The sequence below is a fragment of the Ewingella americana genome, assembly GCF_006438725.1.
GTDB classification, from domain to species: Bacteria; Pseudomonadota; Gammaproteobacteria; order Enterobacterales; family Enterobacteriaceae; genus Ewingella; species Ewingella americana_A.
The window spans coordinates 44176-61058 of record NZ_RCZD01000012.1 but is presented as its reverse complement, the minus strand read 5'-3'; the positions used below and the strand labels follow the sequence as shown (position 1 = coordinate 61058).

Genomic DNA, 16883 nt, shown 5'->3' with positions numbered 1-16883 from the left:
GCATCGGATAGATGCAAAGCGGGGATCGCAGCACCGTATTCAACCCCCTTGATGTAAAAGGATAGGGTATGTCAGAGCAGTTCTTATATTTCCTTCAGCAGATGTTCAACGGCGTGACGTTGGGCAGTACCTATGCGCTGATTGCCATCGGTTACACCATGGTTTACGGCATTATCGGCATGATCAACTTCGCCCACGGCGAGGTGTATATGATCGGCAGCTATGTCTCCTTTATTGTGATTGCGGCCCTGATGATGATGGGTATCGATGCCAGCTGGTTGCTGATCGGTGCCGGATTCATTGCCGCGATTGTCATTTCCAGCGCCTATGGCTGGAGCATTGAGCGCGTGGCATACAAGCCAGTGCGCAACTCCAAGCGCCTGATTGCGCTGATTTCCGCCATCGGGATGTCGATATTCCTGCAAAACTACGTCAGCCTGACCCAGGGCTCGCGCGATTTAGCGCTGCCAAGTCTGGTCACCGGCCAGTGGACGCTCGGCGTGGCCAACGGTTTTGCGGCAACCATTTCCACCATGCAGCTGATTATCTGGATCGTCACCTTTGTAGCGATGCTGGCGCTGACGTTGTTCATCCGCTATTCCCGCATGGGCCGCGCCTGTCGTGCCTGCGCTGAAGACCTGAAAATGGCCAGCCTGCTGGGGATCAGCACTGACCGCGTGATCTCCCTGACCTTCGTCATTGGCGCCTTAATGGCCGCCGTGGCGGGCGTGTTGCTTGGCCAGTTCTACGGTGTTATCAACCCGTACATCGGCTTTATGGCCGGGATGAAAGCTTTCACCGCCGCTGTTCTCGGTGGTATCGGCAGTATTCCAGGCGCGATGATTGGCGGGCTGATTTTAGGGGTTGCCGAAGCACTCACCTCGGCCTATCTCAGCACCGAATACAAAGACGTGGTCTCCTTCGCGCTGCTGATTGTGGTACTGCTGGTCTTACCGACCGGGATCCTGGGTCGTCCAGAGGTTGAGAAAGTATGAAGCGCCTCAATCTGTTCAATGCCCTGTTATCGGCCTTTGTATTACTGGTGCTTGCCTCGTTCATCATGGGCCTGCAATTGGGTCTCGATGGCACGAAACTGGTGGTCAACGGTGCCGGTGAAGTGCGCTGGATGTGGATCGGCATCGGCTGCGCCATTGTGTTTGTGTTCCAGCTGTTCCGCCCAATGATGAGCAACGGACTGAAGAAGCTCTCCGGTCCGAGCTGGGTACTGCCAAGTTTTGACGGTTCGACGCCGAAACAGAAACTGTTGGCGTTGGTGATGATCATCGCCGCCATCGCCTGGCCGTTTATCGTCTCTCGCGGTACCGTGGACATCGCCACGCTGACACTCATCTACATCATGCTCGGCCTTGGTCTGAACGTCGTGGTGGGGCTCTCAGGCCTTCTGGTGTTAGGTTACGGCGGCTTCTATGCCATCGGCGCTTACACCTACGCGTTGCTCAACCACTATTACGGATTAGGTTTCTGGGAAGCTCTGCCACTGGCTGGCCTGGTGTCTGCCGCGTTTGGCTTCCTGCTCGGTTTCCCGGTGCTGCGTCTGCGGGGTGACTATCTCGCCATCGTGACCCTTGGCTTCGGCGAGATCGTGCGTATTTTGCTGCTTAACAACACTGAAATTACCGGTGGTCCGAACGGTATCAGCCAGATCCCTAAACCGACCTTGTTTGGGCTGGAGTTCAGCCGCACGCCGCGCGACGGCGGCTGGGATACCTTCAGCCACTTCTTCGGCCTCAACTACGATCCCGGCGACCGCATTATCTTCCTGTACATGGTGGCGCTGCTGCTGGTGATTGCCACGCTGTTCATCATCAACCGCCTGCTGCGTATGCCGCTGGGAAGGGCGTGGGAAGCTTTGCGCGAGGATGAAATCGCCTGCCGCTCGCTGGGCCTGAACCCGACCCGCATCAAACTGACCGCATTCACCATCAGCGCCGCTTTTGCCGGTTTCGCCGGTACGCTGTTCGCGGCACGTCAGGGTTTTGTCAGCCCGGAATCCTTTACCTTTGTTGAATCCGCCTTTGTGCTGGCGATTGTCGTACTGGGTGGGATGGGTTCGCAGTTTGCGGTGATCCTGGCGGCGATCCTGCTGGTGGTTTCCCGCGAGCTGATGCGTGATCTGAATGAATACAGCATGTTACTGCTCGGTGCGCTGATGGTATTGATGATGATTTGGCGTCCGCAGGGCTTACTGCCGATGAAACGTGTGCAGCTTAAACTGAAGCTTTCGAAGAAACAGATCGCCGATCAGGGGGAACAGGCATGAGTACGCAACCTCTGTTAACCGTTGAAGGTCTGATGATGCGTTTTGGCGGCCTGCTGGCGGTCAACAATGTGGCACTGAACCTCAATCAGGGCGAAATCGTTTCATTGATCGGCCCGAACGGCGCCGGTAAAACCACGGTATTTAACTGTCTGACCGGCTTCTATAAGCCGAGCGGCGGCACCATCAAACTACGCGATCAGCATCTCGAAGGGTTGCCGGGGCAGAAAATCGCCCGTATGGGCATGGTGCGTACTTTCCAGCACGTACGCCTGTTTCGCGAAATGACGGTGATCGAAAACCTGCTGGTGGCACAGCATCAGCATCTGAAAAGTGGCGTCCTGGCAGGGCTTTTCAAAACGCCGGGTTTTCGCCGCGCTGAAGCTGACGCCCTGGACCGCGCCGCCGACTGGCTCGAACGCGTCGGTTTGCTCGAACTGGCCAACCGTCAGGCGGGTAATCTGGCTTACGGCCAGCAGCGCCGTCTGGAGATTGTGCGCTGCATGGTCACCCGGCCTGAAATTCTGATGCTCGATGAACCCGCTGCCGGTCTGAACCCGCGCGAAACCGAAGAGCTGAATCAGCTGATTGCCGAACTGCGTAACCAGCACAACGTTTCCGTGTTGCTGATTGAGCACGACATGAAACTGGTGATGGGCATTTCGGACCGCATCTACGTGGTGAATCAGGGCACGCCGCTGGCGCAGGGCACTCCGGCTGAAATTCGTAACAATCCTGACGTGATCCGTGCGTATTTGGGTGAAGGCTAAGGGACAGAACACGATGTTGTCATTCAATCAGGTATCCGCCCACTACGGCAAAATTCAGGCACTGCACGAGGTCAGCCTGCACATCAACAAAGGCGAAATCGTTACGCTTATCGGCGCGAACGGCGCGGGTAAAACCACGCTGCTCGGCAGCTTATGCGGCGAACCGCGCGCCTCCCACGGCTCGATTCTGTTCGAAAGCCAGGACATCACGCAGTGGCCGACGGCGAAAATCATGCGCGGCGATATCGCGATTGTGCCGGAAGGCCGACGGGTATTCTCGCGCATGACGGTGGAAGAAAATCTGGCGATGGGCGGCTTCTTCGCTACCCGCGACCAGTATCAGACGCGGCTGGTGAAGGTTTTTGAGCTTTTCCCGCGGCTGAAAGAGCGCCGTGCTCAGCGCTCCGGCACCATGTCTGGTGGTGAACAGCAGATGCTGGCGATTGGCCGTGCGCTGATGAGCCAGCCGCGCCTGTTGCTGCTCGACGAGCCGTCGCTGGGTCTGGCGCCGATCATCATCCAGCAGATTTTCGACACTATCCAGCAACTGCGCGAAGAGGGCATGACTATCTTCCTGGTCGAGCAGAACGCCAACCAGGCGCTGAAACTGGCCGACCGTGGCTATGTGTTGGAAAACGGCCATGTGGTGCTGGAAGACACGGGAGCGGCGCTGCTGGCGAATGAAGCCGTGCGCAGTGCCTATCTTGGGGCATAAAACCCGGCGATAATCAGCCGCAAACCGTTATCATTTAAAAAACCGCACGGCTGGCGCTTGGCGGTTTTTATTTTTGCTTTAAATTACTGCCATTAACATTTCATTAAATTTTACGCATCATTTGGAGCCGTAATGAATACAGAGGGTTTACTCGCCAACCGCATGGCCCGGATCAAGAGTTCGGCCATCCGGGAGTTACTGAAACAAAGCAAAATGGAAGGCGTTATTTCACTGGCGGGTGGTATTCCTTCGGCGGCATTATTCGATTTCGAGGGGCTAAGGCTGGCGACGCAAATGGCCATCACCGAACAGCCTGAACACGCTTTCCAGTATGGTTTGACCGAAGGCAGCCACACGTTGCGTCAGGGCATTGTTGAATTGTGTGCCGGGCGCGGCGTACTGGCCAGCGCGGAAGATATCGTCGTCACCGCCGGTTCCCAGCAGGCGTTGGATCTGGTGATGCGCGCGGTGGTCAATCCGGGTGATGTAATTGTCGTGGAAAGCCCAACCTATCTGGCGGCGCTGCAAACGTTAGAACTGGCCGAAGCGAAAATGGTGACGGTCGGGTCAGATGCGGACGGCATGCTGGTGGACCAACTGGCTGAACTGTTGCAAACGCAAAAAATTAAAGGCGTTTATCTGGTGCCGACCTTTGGCAACCCGAGCGGCGTGACGCTGAGCCGCGCCCGTCGCGAGCAACTGGTGACACTGGCGGCGGAACACCACTTCCTGATCATTGAAGATGACCCTTATGGCGAGCTGCGGTTTACTGATGAACGCCAGCCAACGCTGTATCAGTTGGCGCATGAGATTAACGGCCACGCTGAGAACGTCATTTACACCTCGACCTTCTCTAAAATTCTGGCTCCTGGCCTGCGTTTGGGCTGGGTGATTATGCCCGCCTGGCTGCTGCGTAATGTGGCTATCATCAAGCAGGCCGCAGACTTACATGCCAGCGCACTGTCGCAATCGGTGGCTGAATGCTATCTCGGGCTGAACCGCATGGCGGCCCAGGTCGAAAAAATCCGCGCCGCCTACAAGAAAAAATGTGAGGTTCTGGCACAACTGCTGGAAAGCGAACTGGGTGATGTACTGACGTTTGAATACCCGAAAGGGGGCATGTTCCTGTGGGCTAAATTCCGCGAGCCGCGCAATTGCAGCGAATGGCTGAAAAAGACGCTGGAGCAGGGTGTGGTATTTGTTCCCGGTGAGTATTTCTTTGCCGAAAATCCCGATCACTCGACCTTCCGCTTGTCATTTGCGACGGCCACTGAAGAACAAATGCAGGAAGCGGTTGCCCGTTTGAAACGCGCTTTATAATCTCTACGGCGTATTGCGCCCGCAATACGCCTTGTTCTGGCCCCGTAAAAATTGCCATCTCTCCGTCACCTGCACTTCACGTCTCTGTAACCTTAATGTCATTTAACCTTTATTTTTCTGTCATTTAGACATGTCATGTTAGCTCCCGAATCAAAAAATCCTTTCACCACCGACATCACACCAGCCCTCTTCAGGAGACAAGCATGCTTAAGCACGCTGTTACAAAAACGACACTTTGCATCGCACTGGCATTCGCGTTCAGCACCCAGGCGATGGCGGTTACGGAAATTCCTTTCTGGCACTCAATGGATGGCGAATTGGGTAAAGAGGTGAATTCTCTGGCCGACCGTTTTAACCAGACCCACCCGGACGTCAAAATCGTACCGGTATTCAAGGGTAAATATGATGAAAGCCTGGCCGCTGGCATCGCCGCATACCGTACCGGTAAAGCCCCGGCTATTTTGCAGGTCTACGAAGTGGGCACGGCGACCATGATGGCAAGTAAAGCCATCAAACCGGTCTATGAAGTGTTCGCCGATGCGGGCCTCAAACAAGACGTTGCCCAGTTCGTGCCGACCGTCTCCGGCTACTACTCCGATTCCAAAGGGCGCCTGCTTTCGCAGCCGTTCAACAGCTCCACCCCGGTGCTGTACTACAACAAAGATGCCTTCAAAAAAGCCGGTCTGAACCCGGACCAGCCACCAAAAACCTGGCAGGAGATGGCAACCTACACCGAAAAACTGCGTGAATCCGGCATGAAATGTGGTTACGCCAGCGGCTGGCAGGGTTGGATCCAAATTGAAAACTTCAGCGCCTGGCACGGCCTGCCGGTTGCCACCAAAAACAACGGGTTTGATGGCACTGACGCGGTTCTGGAGTTCAACAAACCGGAACAAATCAAACATATTCAGATGTTGCAAGACATGAACAAGAAAGGTGATTTCACCTATTTTGGTCGTAAAGACGAATCCACTGCCAAGTTCTATAACGGCGATTGCGCGATGACCACCGCGTCGTCCGGTTCACTGGCTGATATCCGCCAGTACGCCAAATTCAACTACGGCGTAGGCATGATGCCTTACGACGCTGACGTGAAGGGCGCACCACAAAACGCCATTATCGGCGGTGCCAGCCTGTGGGTGATGAACGGCAAAGACAAAGAGACCTACAAAGGCGTGGCTGAGTTCCTGCAATTCCTGACCACACCGGCGATTGCCGCTGAATGGCATCAGAAAACCGGTTATCTGCCAGTCACCACCGCCGCGTATGAGCTGACTAAGCAGCAGGGCTTCTACGATAAAAACCCAGGTTCCGACGTGGCAACCCGTCAGATGTTGAACAAGCCACCGTTACCGTTCACCAAAGGTATGCGTCTGGGCAACATGCCACAGATTCGTACCATCCTGGATGAAGAGCTGGAAAGCGTCTGGAGTGGCAAGAAAACCGCTAAAGAAGCCTTAGACACCGCAGTTCAGCGCGGGAATCTGCTGCTGCGTCGCTTCGAAGCTTCTACTAAGTAAGTCGGCTACTGCGCTTTGCCAGACTGGGATGGGGCAGTGCTCGCCCTCCTCATGGACGTTATGTCCACTCCGGGGGCTGCGCGCTGTCCGCACCCAGTCTGGCTTCGCTCGCTACGCCTCATTCGGAGTGGCCTGCCTTTTGTCTTAACGCATTAACGAGTAACCCAATATGAGTTCACACCGCCCCGGTTTTGGTTGTAGCTGGCTGCCCTATGTACTGGTACTGCCGCAACTGCTGATCACGGCAATTTTCTTTTTATGGCCTGCCGGTCAGGCGTTGTGGTATTCGGTTCAGACGCTCGACCCGTTCGGATTATCCAGCCAGTTCGTGGGGCTGAGCAACTTCGAGCAGCTGTTCCAGGACCCGTATTACCTTGAGTCTTTCTACACCACCCTGAAATTCAGTTTCCTGGTGGCGTTTATCGGCCTTGCCGTTTCCCTGTTTTTTGCCGCGCTGGTGGACCACGTGGTGCGCGCCAGCCGGATTTACCAGACGCTGATGATTCTCCCTTACGCCGTAGCCCCTGCGGTTGCCGCCGTGCTGTGGATGTTTTTGTTCAGCCCTGGTCTCGGTCTTATCACCCATTTCCTCGGATCGATGGGCTACAACTGGAACCACGCGCAAAACAGCGGTCAGGCAATGTTCCTGGTAGTGCTGGCGTCGGTGTGGAAACAGGTCAGCTACAACTTCCTGTTCTTTCTCGCCGCGCTGCAATCTATTCCTAAATCACTGGTGGAAGCGGCGGCCATTGACGGCGCAGGCCCGGTACGGCGCTTCTTCAACCTGGTGCTGCCGCTGATTTCGCCGGTCAGTTTCTTCCTGCTGGTGGTTAATCTGGTGTACGCCTTCTTCGACACCTTCCCGGTGATCGACGCCGCGACCGGCGGCGGCCCGGTGCAGGCCACCACCACGCTGATTTATAAAGTGTATCGCGAAGGCTTCGCCGGTCTGGATCTCTCCAGTTCTGCGGCGCAGTCGGTGGTATTGATGGTGCTGGTGTGCGGCCTGACGTTTATTCAGTTCCGCTTCGTCGAACGTAAGGTGCGTTACCAATGATTGAGAACCGCAGAGGGCTGGATATTTTCAGCCACATCATGCTTATCCTCGGGGTGCTGGTGATCCTGTTTCCGCTGTATGTGGCGTTTGTGGCCGCATCGCTGGATAACAAACAGATTTACGAAGTGCCGATGAGTCTGATCCCAGGATCACACCTGTGGGATAACATCCGCGCCATCTGGACGCAGGGCGTCGGCGACAACAGCCCGGCGTTTGGCCGGATGCTGATCAACAGTTTTATCATGGCGATAGTCATCACCATCGGGAAAATTTCGGTGTCGATGCTGTCGGCTTACGCCATCGTCTATTTCCGTTTTCCGCTGCGTAACCTGTTCTTCTGGCTGATTTTCCTCACCCTGATGCTGCCGGTGGAAGTACGTATTTTTCCGACCATCCAGGTGATCGCCAATCTGAATATGCTCGACAGCTACACCGGCCTGACGCTGCCGCTGATGGCCTCGGCCACCGCCACGTTCCTGTTCCGTCAGTTCTTTATGACCCTGCCGGATGAACTGCTGGAAGCGGCGCGCATCGACGGCGCGGGCCCGATGCGCTTTTTTTGGGATATCGTGCTGCCGTTGTCGAAAACCAATCTGGCGGCGCTGTTTGTCATCACCTTTATCTACGGCTGGAACCAGTATCTGTGGCCGATCCTGATCACCAGCGACGCCTCCATGGGCACGGCGGTGGCGGGAATCAAAAGTATGATCTCTTCCGGCGATGGTTCCACCCAGTGGAATCAGGTGATGGCAGCGATGATTTTGACTTTATTGCCCCCGCTTGCGGTGGTGCTCCTGATGCAGCGCTGGTTCGTGCGCGGTCTGGTAGACAGTGAGAAGTAATGCGAAATGGCTAATTTAAAACTACAGGCAGTAACCAAATCCTACGACGGCAAAAATCAGATCATCCAGAGCATCGATCTGGACGTCGCGGACGGTGAATTTATTGTGATGGTCGGCCCGTCAGGCTGTGGCAAATCCACGCTGTTGCGCATGGTAGCCGGGCTGGAACGCACCACCAGCGGCGATATTTACATCAACGATCAGCGCGTTACTGAGATGGAACCGAAAGATCGCGGCATCGCCATGGTATTCCAGAACTACGCGCTCTATCCGCATATGAGCGTGTTTGACAATATGGCGTATGGCCTGAAAATCCGTGGGTTCGGCAAAGCGCAGATCCACGCCCGCGTCGAAGAGGCGGCCCGTATTCTGGAACTCGGCCCGCTGCTCAAACGTAAACCGCGTGAACTGTCCGGCGGCCAGCGGCAGCGCGTCGCCATGGGGCGTGCGATTGTGCGCGAACCGGCGGTATTCCTGTTTGATGAGCCGCTGTCGAATCTCGATGCCAAACTGCGCGTGCAGATGCGCCTCGAGCTGCAACAGCTGCACCGCCGCCTGCGTACCACCAGTTTGTATGTGACGCACGACCAGGTCGAAGCCATGACGCTGGCCGAGCGGGTGATCGTGATGAACAAAGGCGTCGCCGAGCAGATCGGCACGCCGTCTGAAGTCTACCGCCGTCCGGCCACGCTGTTTGTTGCCAGCTTTATTGGCTCACCGGCCATGAACCTGTTACCGGGCATACTTGCCAGTGACGGTACGTCGCTGGTGATGGAGGGCGGCTTCGAGCTGCCGCTTCGCAAACCGCGCCCGGAGTGGGGCGGGCGTGAACTGACCGTCGGCATCCGGCCGGAACATATTCAGCTGTCTGACGACCGGGACACCGGCATTCCGCTGAATCTCACCACGCTGGAGTTGCTCGGTGCCGATAACCTGGCGCACGGCAAATGGGCGGGCAGTGGCGTGGTGGTTCGGCTCAATCATGAAAATTGCCCGGAGCCGGGCACACAGTTACGTTTGGTTTTGCCGACGAACGCGCTACACTTTTTCGATTCACACAGCGGATCACGAATGGAGTAAAACATGTCAGTCTGGCCTTATCCACGGATTGTGGCGCATCGCGGCGGCGGTTCGCTGGCCCCGGAAAATACCCTTGCCGCCATCGATATGGGCGCGAAATACGGCCATACCATGATTGAGTTCGACGCCAAACTGGCGCAGGACGGCGAAATTTTCTTGTTGCATGACGACACCCTAAACCGCACCAGCAACGGCTGGGGCGTGGCGGGTGAACTGAGCTGGAACAAGTTGCACGAACTGGACGCCGGTGGCTGGTACAGCGCGGCATTCAAAGGCGAGAAACTGCCGACGCTGGCAGAGGTTGCACAGCGCTGTGCGCAGCACAACATGATGGCGAACATCGAGATCAAACCGACCACCGGCACCGATACTGAAACCGGCACCCAGGTGGCGCTGGCCGCCCGTGAGCTGTGGAAAGATCACTCTGCGCCGCCGTTGCTCTCCTCGTTCGAATTCGATGCGCTGGTGGCCGCTAAAAAAGCGGCACCTGAGTTGCCGCGCGGGTTACTGATTGATGAGTGGCGTGACGACTGGAAAACCCTGACCGACCCGCTGGAATGTGCATCGTTGCACCTTAATCACAAAGTGCTGACCGCCGAACGGGTCAAAGAGATCAAAGACGCGGGGCTGCATATTCTGGTTTATACCGTCAATAAACCGGAACGTGCGCGCGAGCTGCTCGGCTGGGGCGTGGATTGCATCTGTACGGATAAGATTGATGTGATTGGGCCAGATTTTGTCTGAGTTCATCGCCTGAAAGCGCCAGCCGCAAAACGGGATATCCTCTTTGTGATATCCCGGTGATACCTTTCTTATATTAATATCTTTGGAATTCTCCCGGTTCTGACCTTGATTCATACTCACTTTTTATTCTGAGGAGAGACGAAGATGCAAATAAGAACATTAGGTAGAGAGTTGAGCGTATCGGCGATGGGCTTTGGCGCAATGGGACTCAGTGAGTTCTACGGCGAAGCGAAAGATGCGCATTCCCTTGAGGTATTGAAAACGGTGATCGACACCGGCGTTAACATGATCGATACCGCTAATGTCTACGGCCGTGGACATAACGAACGCCTGATCGGACATTTTCTGGCCACGCTGAAAAGTGCGCAGCGTGAACAGATAAAAATCGCCACAAAATGTGGTATCGACCGCCCGGCCGACGCCACCTACGAACGCAGCATCAACAACCAGCCTGATTACATTCGCCAATGCTGTCATGAGTCTTTGCAGCGTCTGGGCGTGGAACGCATTGATCTCTACTACCTGCACCGCGTCAACCCTGATGCCTCTATTGAGGAGAGCATGTCTTGCCTGAGCGAACTGGTGAAAGAGGGTAAAATTGCTCATGTGGGGCTGTGTGAGGTTTCGGCGACCACGCTCGAAAAAGCTCATCGTGTTCACCCGGTCGCTGCGTTGCAAACCGAGTATTCCCTCTGGACGCGTGATATTGAACAGGACATCCTGCCGATGGCCGTCAAACTGGGGATTGGCGTGGTGCCGTATTCGCCGCTGGGACGAGGTTTCCTGACCGGGAAATACCTCAATAACAGCCATTTCTCTGAGGGTGATTTCCGTAAAAACAACGCCCGTTTCAGTGATGAAAATATGAAGTACAACACCCGCATCCTGGATGTTATTCAGCCCCTGGCCGAAAAGTATCACTGCACATTGGGGCAAATCGCCCTGGCGTGGCTTCTGGCGCAATATGATCAGATTGTGCCGATCCCAGGCACCAAAAACAGTCAGTATGCGGTGGAAAATGCCGGTGCGGCTGACATTAGGTTAAGCCCAGAGGATGTGGCGTTTATTAACGCGCTTAAAAACAGCATTGAAATTAAAGGCGAGCGCTACAGTCTCGAAGGAATGAAAGGCGTGAATGCTTAGCGGCGGAGCTTGACCGGCAGGGAATAAAAAAGGGCTGAATTATCAGCCCTTCATTTTTTGTCTCGTTTAACCTTCAATCACGTTGTACTGCCAGAGCCACACCTTCCCCACCACCGATACACAAAGCAGCCACGCCTTTATGTAAATCATTACGTTTCATATTGTGGATCAGCGTGACCAAAATACGGCAACCGGAAGCGCCAATCGCGTGACCCAGCGCAATCGCCCCGCCATAAGGATTCACGCGGTCGGGATGAATATGCAGTGCGGAAAGGACGGCCAGGGCCTGGGCCGCGAAAGCCTCATTGGACTCAAGCACCTCAACGTCGGCGACATCCCAACGCTGTTTTTCCAGACAGCGGCGGATGGCGTCAATCGGTGCCGCCCCCATGATTTCAGGTGTAATACCGGTATTGGTGAAGTGTCCGAGCGTTGCCAGTGGTACCAGGCCCAGGCTTTCGGCTTTTGCACGGCTGCAGAGTAGGATCGCCGCTGCGCCATCATTCAGTGATGAGGCATTGCCTGCCGTGACGGTACCGGCTTTTTCGAATGCCGGTTTCAACTGAGATAACTTGTCGAAGCTGGTTTCGCGCGGTCCTTCATCCTGAGAAAATACCGTGACTTCTCCTTTGCGGGTGACAGATTCAAACGGCACAATCTCGTCGCGAAAATGCCCAGCCTGTTGTGCTTTTAACGCCCGCTGATGTGAAATGGCAGCGTATTCATCCTGACGTGAGCGGGGGATGTTGAACTGGCGGGCGACATTTTCCGCCGTCACGCCCATGTGGATATGGTGAAAGGCATCCCACAAACCGTCGTGAACCAACGTGTCCTTCAACTCGCTGTGACCGAGGCGCAGCCCCTGACGAGCACCGTTTAGAATATGCGGCGCCAGAGACATATTTTCCTGCCCCCCGGCGATCACCACTTCAGCCTCGCCGCACTGAATTGCCTGCATCGCCAGATGCACGGCTTTCAGACCTGAACCACAGACTTTATTGACGGTCATCGCATTCACGGTGGCGGGCAGACCTGCCAGTAATGCGGTTTGCCGTGCTGGATTCTGGCCACAGCCTGCGCTCAGAACTTGTCCCATGATGACTTGCTCAATGGCCTCTGGCGGAATGCCGGTTTCGTCGAGCAGCGCCTTAATAACGGCGCTGCCTAATGCGGTTGCCGGTTGCTCAGCCAGTGCACCCTGGAAACTTCCCGTTGCGGTTCGTTTTGCCGCGACTACCACTACTTCTATCATGGTGTTTCCTTTGTTAATGGTTCTGCGCCTGGTACTGCGCGACGGCTAAGCGGTAAGCCGTGAGGGCATTCATACAGGCAGGGACACCGGCATAAACCGCCATTTGAATGACAATCTCCAGTAATTCTTCCTGGGTCACCCCGACATTCATCGCACCGCGCATGTGCAGTTCAAGCTGAGGCTGCGCGTTTCCCAACGTGATGAGCGAGGCGACGGTGATCATCTCGCGTGTTTTGAGATCCAGGCCGGGACGTCCCACCACCGCTCCAAAGGCATAATCGGTGATAAGTTTTGGCAGGTCGCTGTCCAGTTCACTTAAACGTGAAGTGACTTTGTCAGCCAGACCTGGCTCTAACTTGTCCATAATCGAACGGCCGTGCTCGGTTAACGTGTTGCCTGATTTCATGCTGCCTCCCCGGAGAGAATGGATGTCTGCTCAACTTTTATCGGAATGATGGCGACCAGAAGTAATGACAGAGCGATCGCCACGCCAGCAATGCTCATCAGTACAGGAATACTCAGCGTGGAGACCAGCCAGGCGCCAGCCAGTGCGCCACAACCAATCGCCCCATTAAAGAAAGAGACGTAGATGGCCGACGCCGGGAAAGCGTTGTCGCCAGCCAGCCTCAACACCCAGGTCTGGAAGCCGACGAAAATACCGGAAACCGCCAGGCCCCAGACCACAATCAGTGCCAGAATTTGGCCCGCAGCCAGGTTTGCACCCCATTGTCCAAGGGTGATCAGCGTTGCGGCAATCAGCACCACGGAGAGCGATACCAAAGGTTTCAACCATTTATCAATCAACATACCGGTGACAAAATTGCCCGCTAAACCGGCGATACCAAAAACGAATAGCATGACGGGGATCATGCTGGCAGATACGGCGTTAATGCTGTGCAGCCAGGGTTCGATGAAGGTGAATGCGGCAAAGTGTGCAGTGATCGCCAGCAGGGTGGCAGCATAGATTTTCCACAGTGCGCCGGAGCGTAATATCCGGCCCAGAGCATCAAGCCCCAGCGTGCTGCTGCTTTTCACTTTCGGTACAATCAGGGCGATACCGAAAAAAGCGATCACGCTGAGTAATGACATCAGCCAGAAGGCCGGACGCCAGCCGAGATTAAGGCCGATATAGTTTGAAAGCGGCACACCAAATACGCTGGCGGCAGAGACGCCACCAAAAACCACCGAGGTTGCTACGCCGATATACCGCGCAGGAACCATCGAAACGGCGGTAGCCCCGATCATTGCCCAAAACGCGCCGTGTGCGAGTGCACCAATGACCCTGGCCGCCAGCAACCATGAATAGCTGTCAACCGATGCACATAGGCTGTTGGAAACTAAGATAATCAAGGTCAACACCAGCAACAGCATTTTCTTCGGCAGATTGCCCAGAAACAGCGAAGAGAGCAGGGCGCTGATCGCCCCAACCCAGGCATACAGCGTGACGGTCAAACCAATCATCGATTCAGACTGATGTAAGCCCTTTGCCATGGGGGTTAACAGGCCAATTGGTGCTAATTCCGTGGTAACGATGGTAAACGTAGAAAGCGCGAGAATAATCAGTGCCAGCCATGTTTGCAGACTCAGCGGCGGATGGTCATGATGTGAGATATTCATAATATTCCTTACGTTGCTGGAACATTCTGTTCAAGAATGGTCCATTTATTCTGAAGCGCATATTCAGCAAGTTTTGAATCTGCTCCGACACATACGGGATAGCCTGTTACTTCCAACATCGGAATATCTGAAAGATCATCGCCATAGGCATAACTCTTTGTGAGGTTAATCGTGTTTTTTTGGCTAAATTCTAATAATGCTCGCTGTTTCCCACGGCCAATGGTCTGTGGCTCACCAATTTCGCCGGTTAATATTCCGCTGCTATTAATCAGCAGCGGCGCGCTGAGTATGGCGTCAACGCCGAGATGCTCTCCGAGCGGTTTCAAAATAGGCAGCATTGAACCAGAGATAAATACCGTCACATACCCGAGCGACTTATGTTGACGAAGCGCATCGACTGCACTCGAAATATAAGCCTCATCGTGCTGCAAGAAGTTGTTGAACCAGTTCTCTCCCACACGGTTAAGGTCATTGATATTGACGCCAGCAAATTCGCGATAATACATCCGATTAAGCTCTTCTCTGGCGGTGCCTGCCGATAATGCGTGCCTGAATCTCTCGGTAAAATGCTGATGTTTTTCCTGCCACTGGCAAACATCGCTCCAGTATTGATAAAAATGGAACATGCTTTTCATTTTTATCAATGTTTCATCCACATCAAAAAAAGCAGCTGCCGATTTCACAGCTTCTCCTCATAATTTTTCCTACGACTTTGGGTAGGGAATGTTTCATCACTGCCTAATATCCCGGCATCTGACCAGCGGGAAGGGGATAATTCGCTGATCACCACGGATATTTTATCCAGAGGTGCGCCGCAGTGCAGATGAATGGCATGGGTGATGTCCTCGACTAATTTTTTAACTTTAGCCTCATCATTCATTTTCCAGGTGGTGATTTGTACAAATGGCATAGTCTTTCCTTATTCAGAGGTATTTAATTCACTGAAAGATAATGTCGGTAATTTTAGATGAGCATGAATATCCCCACCCAAACCATACAGGCCGATTGCACCGCCATAACTTTGTTGGCTGCTCATAAATAGCACCACAACATTAATTACCCGATTTCGCGCATTGCCCGTGGCAGGAAAGGGATTGGGCAGTTCAGCCCAATAGGTCGCATTGCCTTGTGCATCGGTAATAAATACGTTTGGAATACCTAACGGGCCAGGTCTGCTCGGTTGCTCCGGGGCAAGATCTCTTTCCCTTAAACTCATCACGGTATACAGACTGTCAGGGAGTAGATTTTTAAATATAAAATCAAAGCGTGCGGAACGTTTATCTTCACTCAACGTCACGACGAGTTCGCCCTGAGCTTTAACCCAGTCTGCCAGTGTGATGGCCGGCAATTTCCTTCGGCCATCTGCCGGGCGAAAATCTGCGATATACCCTTCATGCAGCGGTCGGGCTGGCCGCTGATCCTGTGCTGCCTGCGGTCTTTGTTCCGGGGCAAACAGCATCGGGTAGTTATTCAGAGGAAGAGGCAATGGCAGGGTGTAAAGCGTAATTTCGGCCAGTTGATCTTCTGTTAACTCACTAATATTATGAATAATAGTATAAGGTTTTACCTGGCCAAACGGCGGGAGTGGACTGTTCTTATCCACAATCGCGCCACCCCAGGCAATGCCGGCGTGCGTTGAGATCTGACCGATAACAACAAAATTCCCCTGTGCGTCCACGACCTCCGCAGGGGGGTAAAGCGGCCCCTGCGTGGTCACGGCCAGAGTATAATGTTGGCCGTTTGGTTTAGACATGTGTGCTCCCGTCAGACACTAACGTGTGTGTTATTTGTGACTGTAAAATGGAGTGGGTCATGTCCGTGGCTAATAACCCTTCCTTCTCACTGATCACGCTTGAGGGATAAACGGTGAACGCGACTGACATCGTTGCACATAACGTGGTGTGCTGAGATATTCGAATCGTGGCCTTAAAGCGCGATCTTCTTTCATTAATATCTTTTTCCAGCAACTCATAATTAACCAGCGCCGGAAGTGGAAAAAGAAAATTATCAAATTTAATATTCATGTCATTAATAACGTAATAGGACTTGCCCACTTGCCCGGCCATGTAAAACTCTTCCGTAATGGCAATAAACGTCTGGCGGCAAGCCTCAACTAATATCATTCCCTGAATATGCTGACCTGTCTGATGGTCAGCCATCAACTCGCAACGCTCATCAATTAATAACGGGAGCGCAAATGAATCCTCTTCAACCCTTTCTGCCATGCCAATTAAGGTGTTATGGTACATTTTCTTATGTGAATGTGCATTTTTGGCAGAAGTAGTCAGTTGCTGTAATTCGGTTAAATCGAGTTTGTTCTCATGGTTTTTATTTCGGCGCTGATTATCCAATACCTTGCCGGCATAATCATCACGAACACCTTGGCCTACAATAAAATGACTGTCCGTATCAATGATATGTGCGGGTATTTGGGTGATGAGATCTAACTGACTAATTGTAACAACATCTTTTCCGTTAGAAAACTCGCTAAATTTGTCGCCAACGACAATGATTCTTTTAGTCATGATTATTTCCTATCATAGGA

General features: G+C 53.9%; 18 protein-coding genes. 11 read left to right on the top strand and 7 right to left on the bottom strand.

The window, feature by feature from the left end; translation table 11 throughout:
• Positions 1-68: 68 nt before the first annotated feature.
• The 11 genes from livH to EAH77_RS19615 all read left to right on the top strand — a co-directional run bounded on the left by livH (position 69) and on the right by EAH77_RS19615 (position 11469).
• The gene (gene livH / locus EAH77_RS19665) at positions 69-995 is read left to right on the top strand and encodes a high-affinity branched-chain amino acid ABC transporter permease LivH (protein WP_140474516.1); all 927 of its coding nucleotides are present in this window, start codon (positions 69-71) and stop codon (positions 993-995) included.
• Complete coding sequence (locus EAH77_RS19660) at positions 992-2281, top strand: high-affinity branched-chain amino acid ABC transporter permease LivM (RefSeq protein WP_140474515.1); 1290 nt, start codon at positions 992-994, stop codon at positions 2279-2281. Before livH ends, EAH77_RS19660 begins: the two co-directional genes overlap by 4 nt.
• Positions 2278-3048, top strand: a complete 771-nt coding sequence (livG, locus tag EAH77_RS19655; RefSeq protein ID WP_140474514.1) for a high-affinity branched-chain amino acid ABC transporter ATP-binding protein LivG — start codon at positions 2278-2280, stop codon at positions 3046-3048. The genes EAH77_RS19660 and livG overlap by 4 nt, the downstream gene beginning before the upstream one ends.
• 13 nt (positions 3049-3061) lie before the next feature.
• Entirely contained in the window at positions 3062-3763 is a 702-nt protein-coding gene (livF, locus tag EAH77_RS19650; RefSeq protein WP_140474513.1) for a high-affinity branched-chain amino acid ABC transporter ATP-binding protein LivF, read from the top strand.
• A 132-nt stretch (positions 3764-3895) separates the two neighbouring features.
• Positions 3896-5083, top strand: coding sequence for a PLP-dependent aminotransferase family protein (locus EAH77_RS19645; RefSeq protein ID WP_140474512.1), 1188 nt, complete (start codon positions 3896-3898; stop codon positions 5081-5083).
• A gap of 203 nt (positions 5084-5286) precedes the next feature.
• Entirely contained in the window at positions 5287-6603 is a 1317-nt protein-coding gene (gene ugpB, locus EAH77_RS19640; protein WP_140474511.1) for a sn-glycerol-3-phosphate ABC transporter substrate-binding protein UgpB, read from the top strand.
• A gap of 169 nt (positions 6604-6772) precedes the next feature.
• Complete coding sequence (gene ugpA / locus EAH77_RS19635; protein ID WP_140474510.1) at positions 6773-7660, top strand: sn-glycerol-3-phosphate ABC transporter permease UgpA; 888 nt, start codon at positions 6773-6775, stop codon at positions 7658-7660.
• Positions 7657-8502 (top strand): sn-glycerol-3-phosphate ABC transporter permease UgpE, encoded by an 846-nt coding sequence (gene ugpE / locus EAH77_RS19630; protein ID WP_140474509.1) that lies wholly within the window; start codon positions 7657-7659, stop codon positions 8500-8502. Before ugpA ends, ugpE begins: the two co-directional genes overlap by 4 nt.
• Before the next feature lie 6 nt (positions 8503-8508).
• Positions 8509-9582, top strand: a complete 1074-nt coding sequence (locus EAH77_RS19625; protein WP_140474508.1) for a sn-glycerol-3-phosphate import ATP-binding protein UgpC — start codon at positions 8509-8511, stop codon at positions 9580-9582.
• A gap of 3 nt (positions 9583-9585) precedes the next feature.
• Positions 9586-10326 carry a glycerophosphodiester phosphodiesterase gene (gene ugpQ / locus EAH77_RS19620; RefSeq protein WP_140474507.1) on the top strand — a complete coding sequence of 247 codons (741 nt, stop codon included), beginning with the start codon at positions 9586-9588 and terminating at the stop codon, positions 10324-10326.
• A 144-nt stretch (positions 10327-10470) separates the two neighbouring features.
• A complete protein-coding gene (locus EAH77_RS19615; RefSeq protein WP_140474506.1) occupies positions 10471-11469 on the top strand; it encodes an aldo/keto reductase in 999 nt (332 codons plus the stop codon).
• A gap of 73 nt (positions 11470-11542) precedes the next feature.
• Here EAH77_RS19615 and EAH77_RS19610 read toward each other — a convergent pair whose 3' ends face one another.
• Genes EAH77_RS19610 through EAH77_RS19580 form a run of 7 tightly spaced genes read right to left on the bottom strand, consistent with a single transcriptional unit; the run spans position 11543 to position 16863 of the window.
• Complete coding sequence (locus EAH77_RS19610; protein ID WP_140474505.1) at positions 11543-12721, bottom strand: acetyl-CoA C-acetyltransferase; 1179 nt, start codon at positions 12719-12721, stop codon at positions 11543-11545.
• A gap of 13 nt (positions 12722-12734) precedes the next feature.
• Positions 12735-13127, bottom strand: a complete 393-nt coding sequence (locus EAH77_RS19605; protein WP_140474504.1) for a carboxymuconolactone decarboxylase family protein — start codon at positions 13125-13127, stop codon at positions 12735-12737.
• Positions 13124-14338, bottom strand: a complete 1215-nt coding sequence (locus tag EAH77_RS19600) for an MFS transporter (RefSeq protein ID WP_140474503.1) — start codon at positions 14336-14338, stop codon at positions 13124-13126. Before EAH77_RS19600 ends, EAH77_RS19605 begins: the two co-directional genes overlap by 4 nt.
• A gap of 8 nt (positions 14339-14346) precedes the next feature.
• A complete protein-coding gene (locus EAH77_RS19595; RefSeq protein ID WP_140474502.1) occupies positions 14347-15021 on the bottom strand; it encodes an HAD family hydrolase in 675 nt (224 codons plus the stop codon).
• On the bottom strand, positions 15018-15248 hold the full coding sequence (locus EAH77_RS19590; RefSeq protein WP_140474501.1) for a tautomerase family protein: 231 nt from the start codon (positions 15246-15248) through the stop codon (positions 15018-15020). Before EAH77_RS19590 ends, EAH77_RS19595 begins: the two co-directional genes overlap by 4 nt.
• Before the next feature lie 9 nt (positions 15249-15257).
• Entirely contained in the window at positions 15258-16091 is an 834-nt protein-coding gene (locus EAH77_RS19585) for a hypothetical protein (protein ID WP_140474500.1), read from the bottom strand.
• Entirely contained in the window at positions 16084-16863 is a 780-nt protein-coding gene (locus tag EAH77_RS19580; protein ID WP_140474499.1) for an AfsA-related hotdog domain-containing protein, read from the bottom strand. Before EAH77_RS19580 ends, EAH77_RS19585 begins: the two co-directional genes overlap by 8 nt.
• Positions 16864-16883: the final 20 nt, after the last annotated feature.

Excerpts from the sequence above, each read along its gene's own strand:
- livH (WP_140474516.1), top strand. The coding sequence starts at position 69 with ATGTCAGAGCAGTTCTTATATTTCCTTCAGCAGATGTTCAACGGCGTG.
- livG (WP_140474514.1), top strand. The coding sequence starts at position 2,278 with ATGAGTACGCAACCTCTGTTAACCGTTGAAGGTCTGATGATGCGTTTT.
- EAH77_RS19660 (WP_140474515.1), top strand. The coding sequence starts at position 992 with ATGAAGCGCCTCAATCTGTTCAATGCCCTGTTATCGGCCTTTGTATTA.
- EAH77_RS19585 (WP_140474500.1), bottom strand. The coding sequence starts at position 16,091 with ATGTCTAAACCAAACGGCCAACATTATACTCTGGCCGTGACCACGCAG.
- EAH77_RS19580 (WP_140474499.1), bottom strand. The coding sequence starts at position 16,863 with ATGACTAAAAGAATCATTGTCGTTGGCGACAAATTTAGCGAGTTTTCT.
- EAH77_RS19625 (WP_140474508.1), top strand. The coding sequence starts at position 8,509 with ATGGCTAATTTAAAACTACAGGCAGTAACCAAATCCTACGACGGCAAA.
- EAH77_RS19645 (WP_140474512.1), top strand. The coding sequence starts at position 3,896 with ATGAATACAGAGGGTTTACTCGCCAACCGCATGGCCCGGATCAAGAGT.
- EAH77_RS19590 (WP_140474501.1), bottom strand. The coding sequence starts at position 15,248 with ATGCCATTTGTACAAATCACCACCTGGAAAATGAATGATGAGGCTAAA.
- ugpQ (WP_140474507.1), top strand. The coding sequence starts at position 9,586 with ATGTCAGTCTGGCCTTATCCACGGATTGTGGCGCATCGCGGCGGCGGT.
- ugpE (WP_140474509.1), top strand. The coding sequence starts at position 7,657 with ATGATTGAGAACCGCAGAGGGCTGGATATTTTCAGCCACATCATGCTT.
- ugpA (WP_140474510.1), top strand. The coding sequence starts at position 6,773 with ATGAGTTCACACCGCCCCGGTTTTGGTTGTAGCTGGCTGCCCTATGTA.
- livF (WP_140474513.1), top strand. The coding sequence starts at position 3,062 with ATGTTGTCATTCAATCAGGTATCCGCCCACTACGGCAAAATTCAGGCA.
- EAH77_RS19610 (WP_140474505.1), bottom strand. The coding sequence starts at position 12,721 with ATGATAGAAGTAGTGGTAGTCGCGGCAAAACGAACCGCAACGGGAAGT.
- ugpB (WP_140474511.1), top strand. The coding sequence starts at position 5,287 with ATGCTTAAGCACGCTGTTACAAAAACGACACTTTGCATCGCACTGGCA.
- EAH77_RS19605 (WP_140474504.1), bottom strand. The coding sequence starts at position 13,127 with ATGAAATCAGGCAACACGTTAACCGAGCACGGCCGTTCGATTATGGAC.
- EAH77_RS19600 (WP_140474503.1), bottom strand. The coding sequence starts at position 14,338 with ATGAATATCTCACATCATGACCATCCGCCGCTGAGTCTGCAAACATGG.
- EAH77_RS19615 (WP_140474506.1), top strand. The coding sequence starts at position 10,471 with ATGCAAATAAGAACATTAGGTAGAGAGTTGAGCGTATCGGCGATGGGC.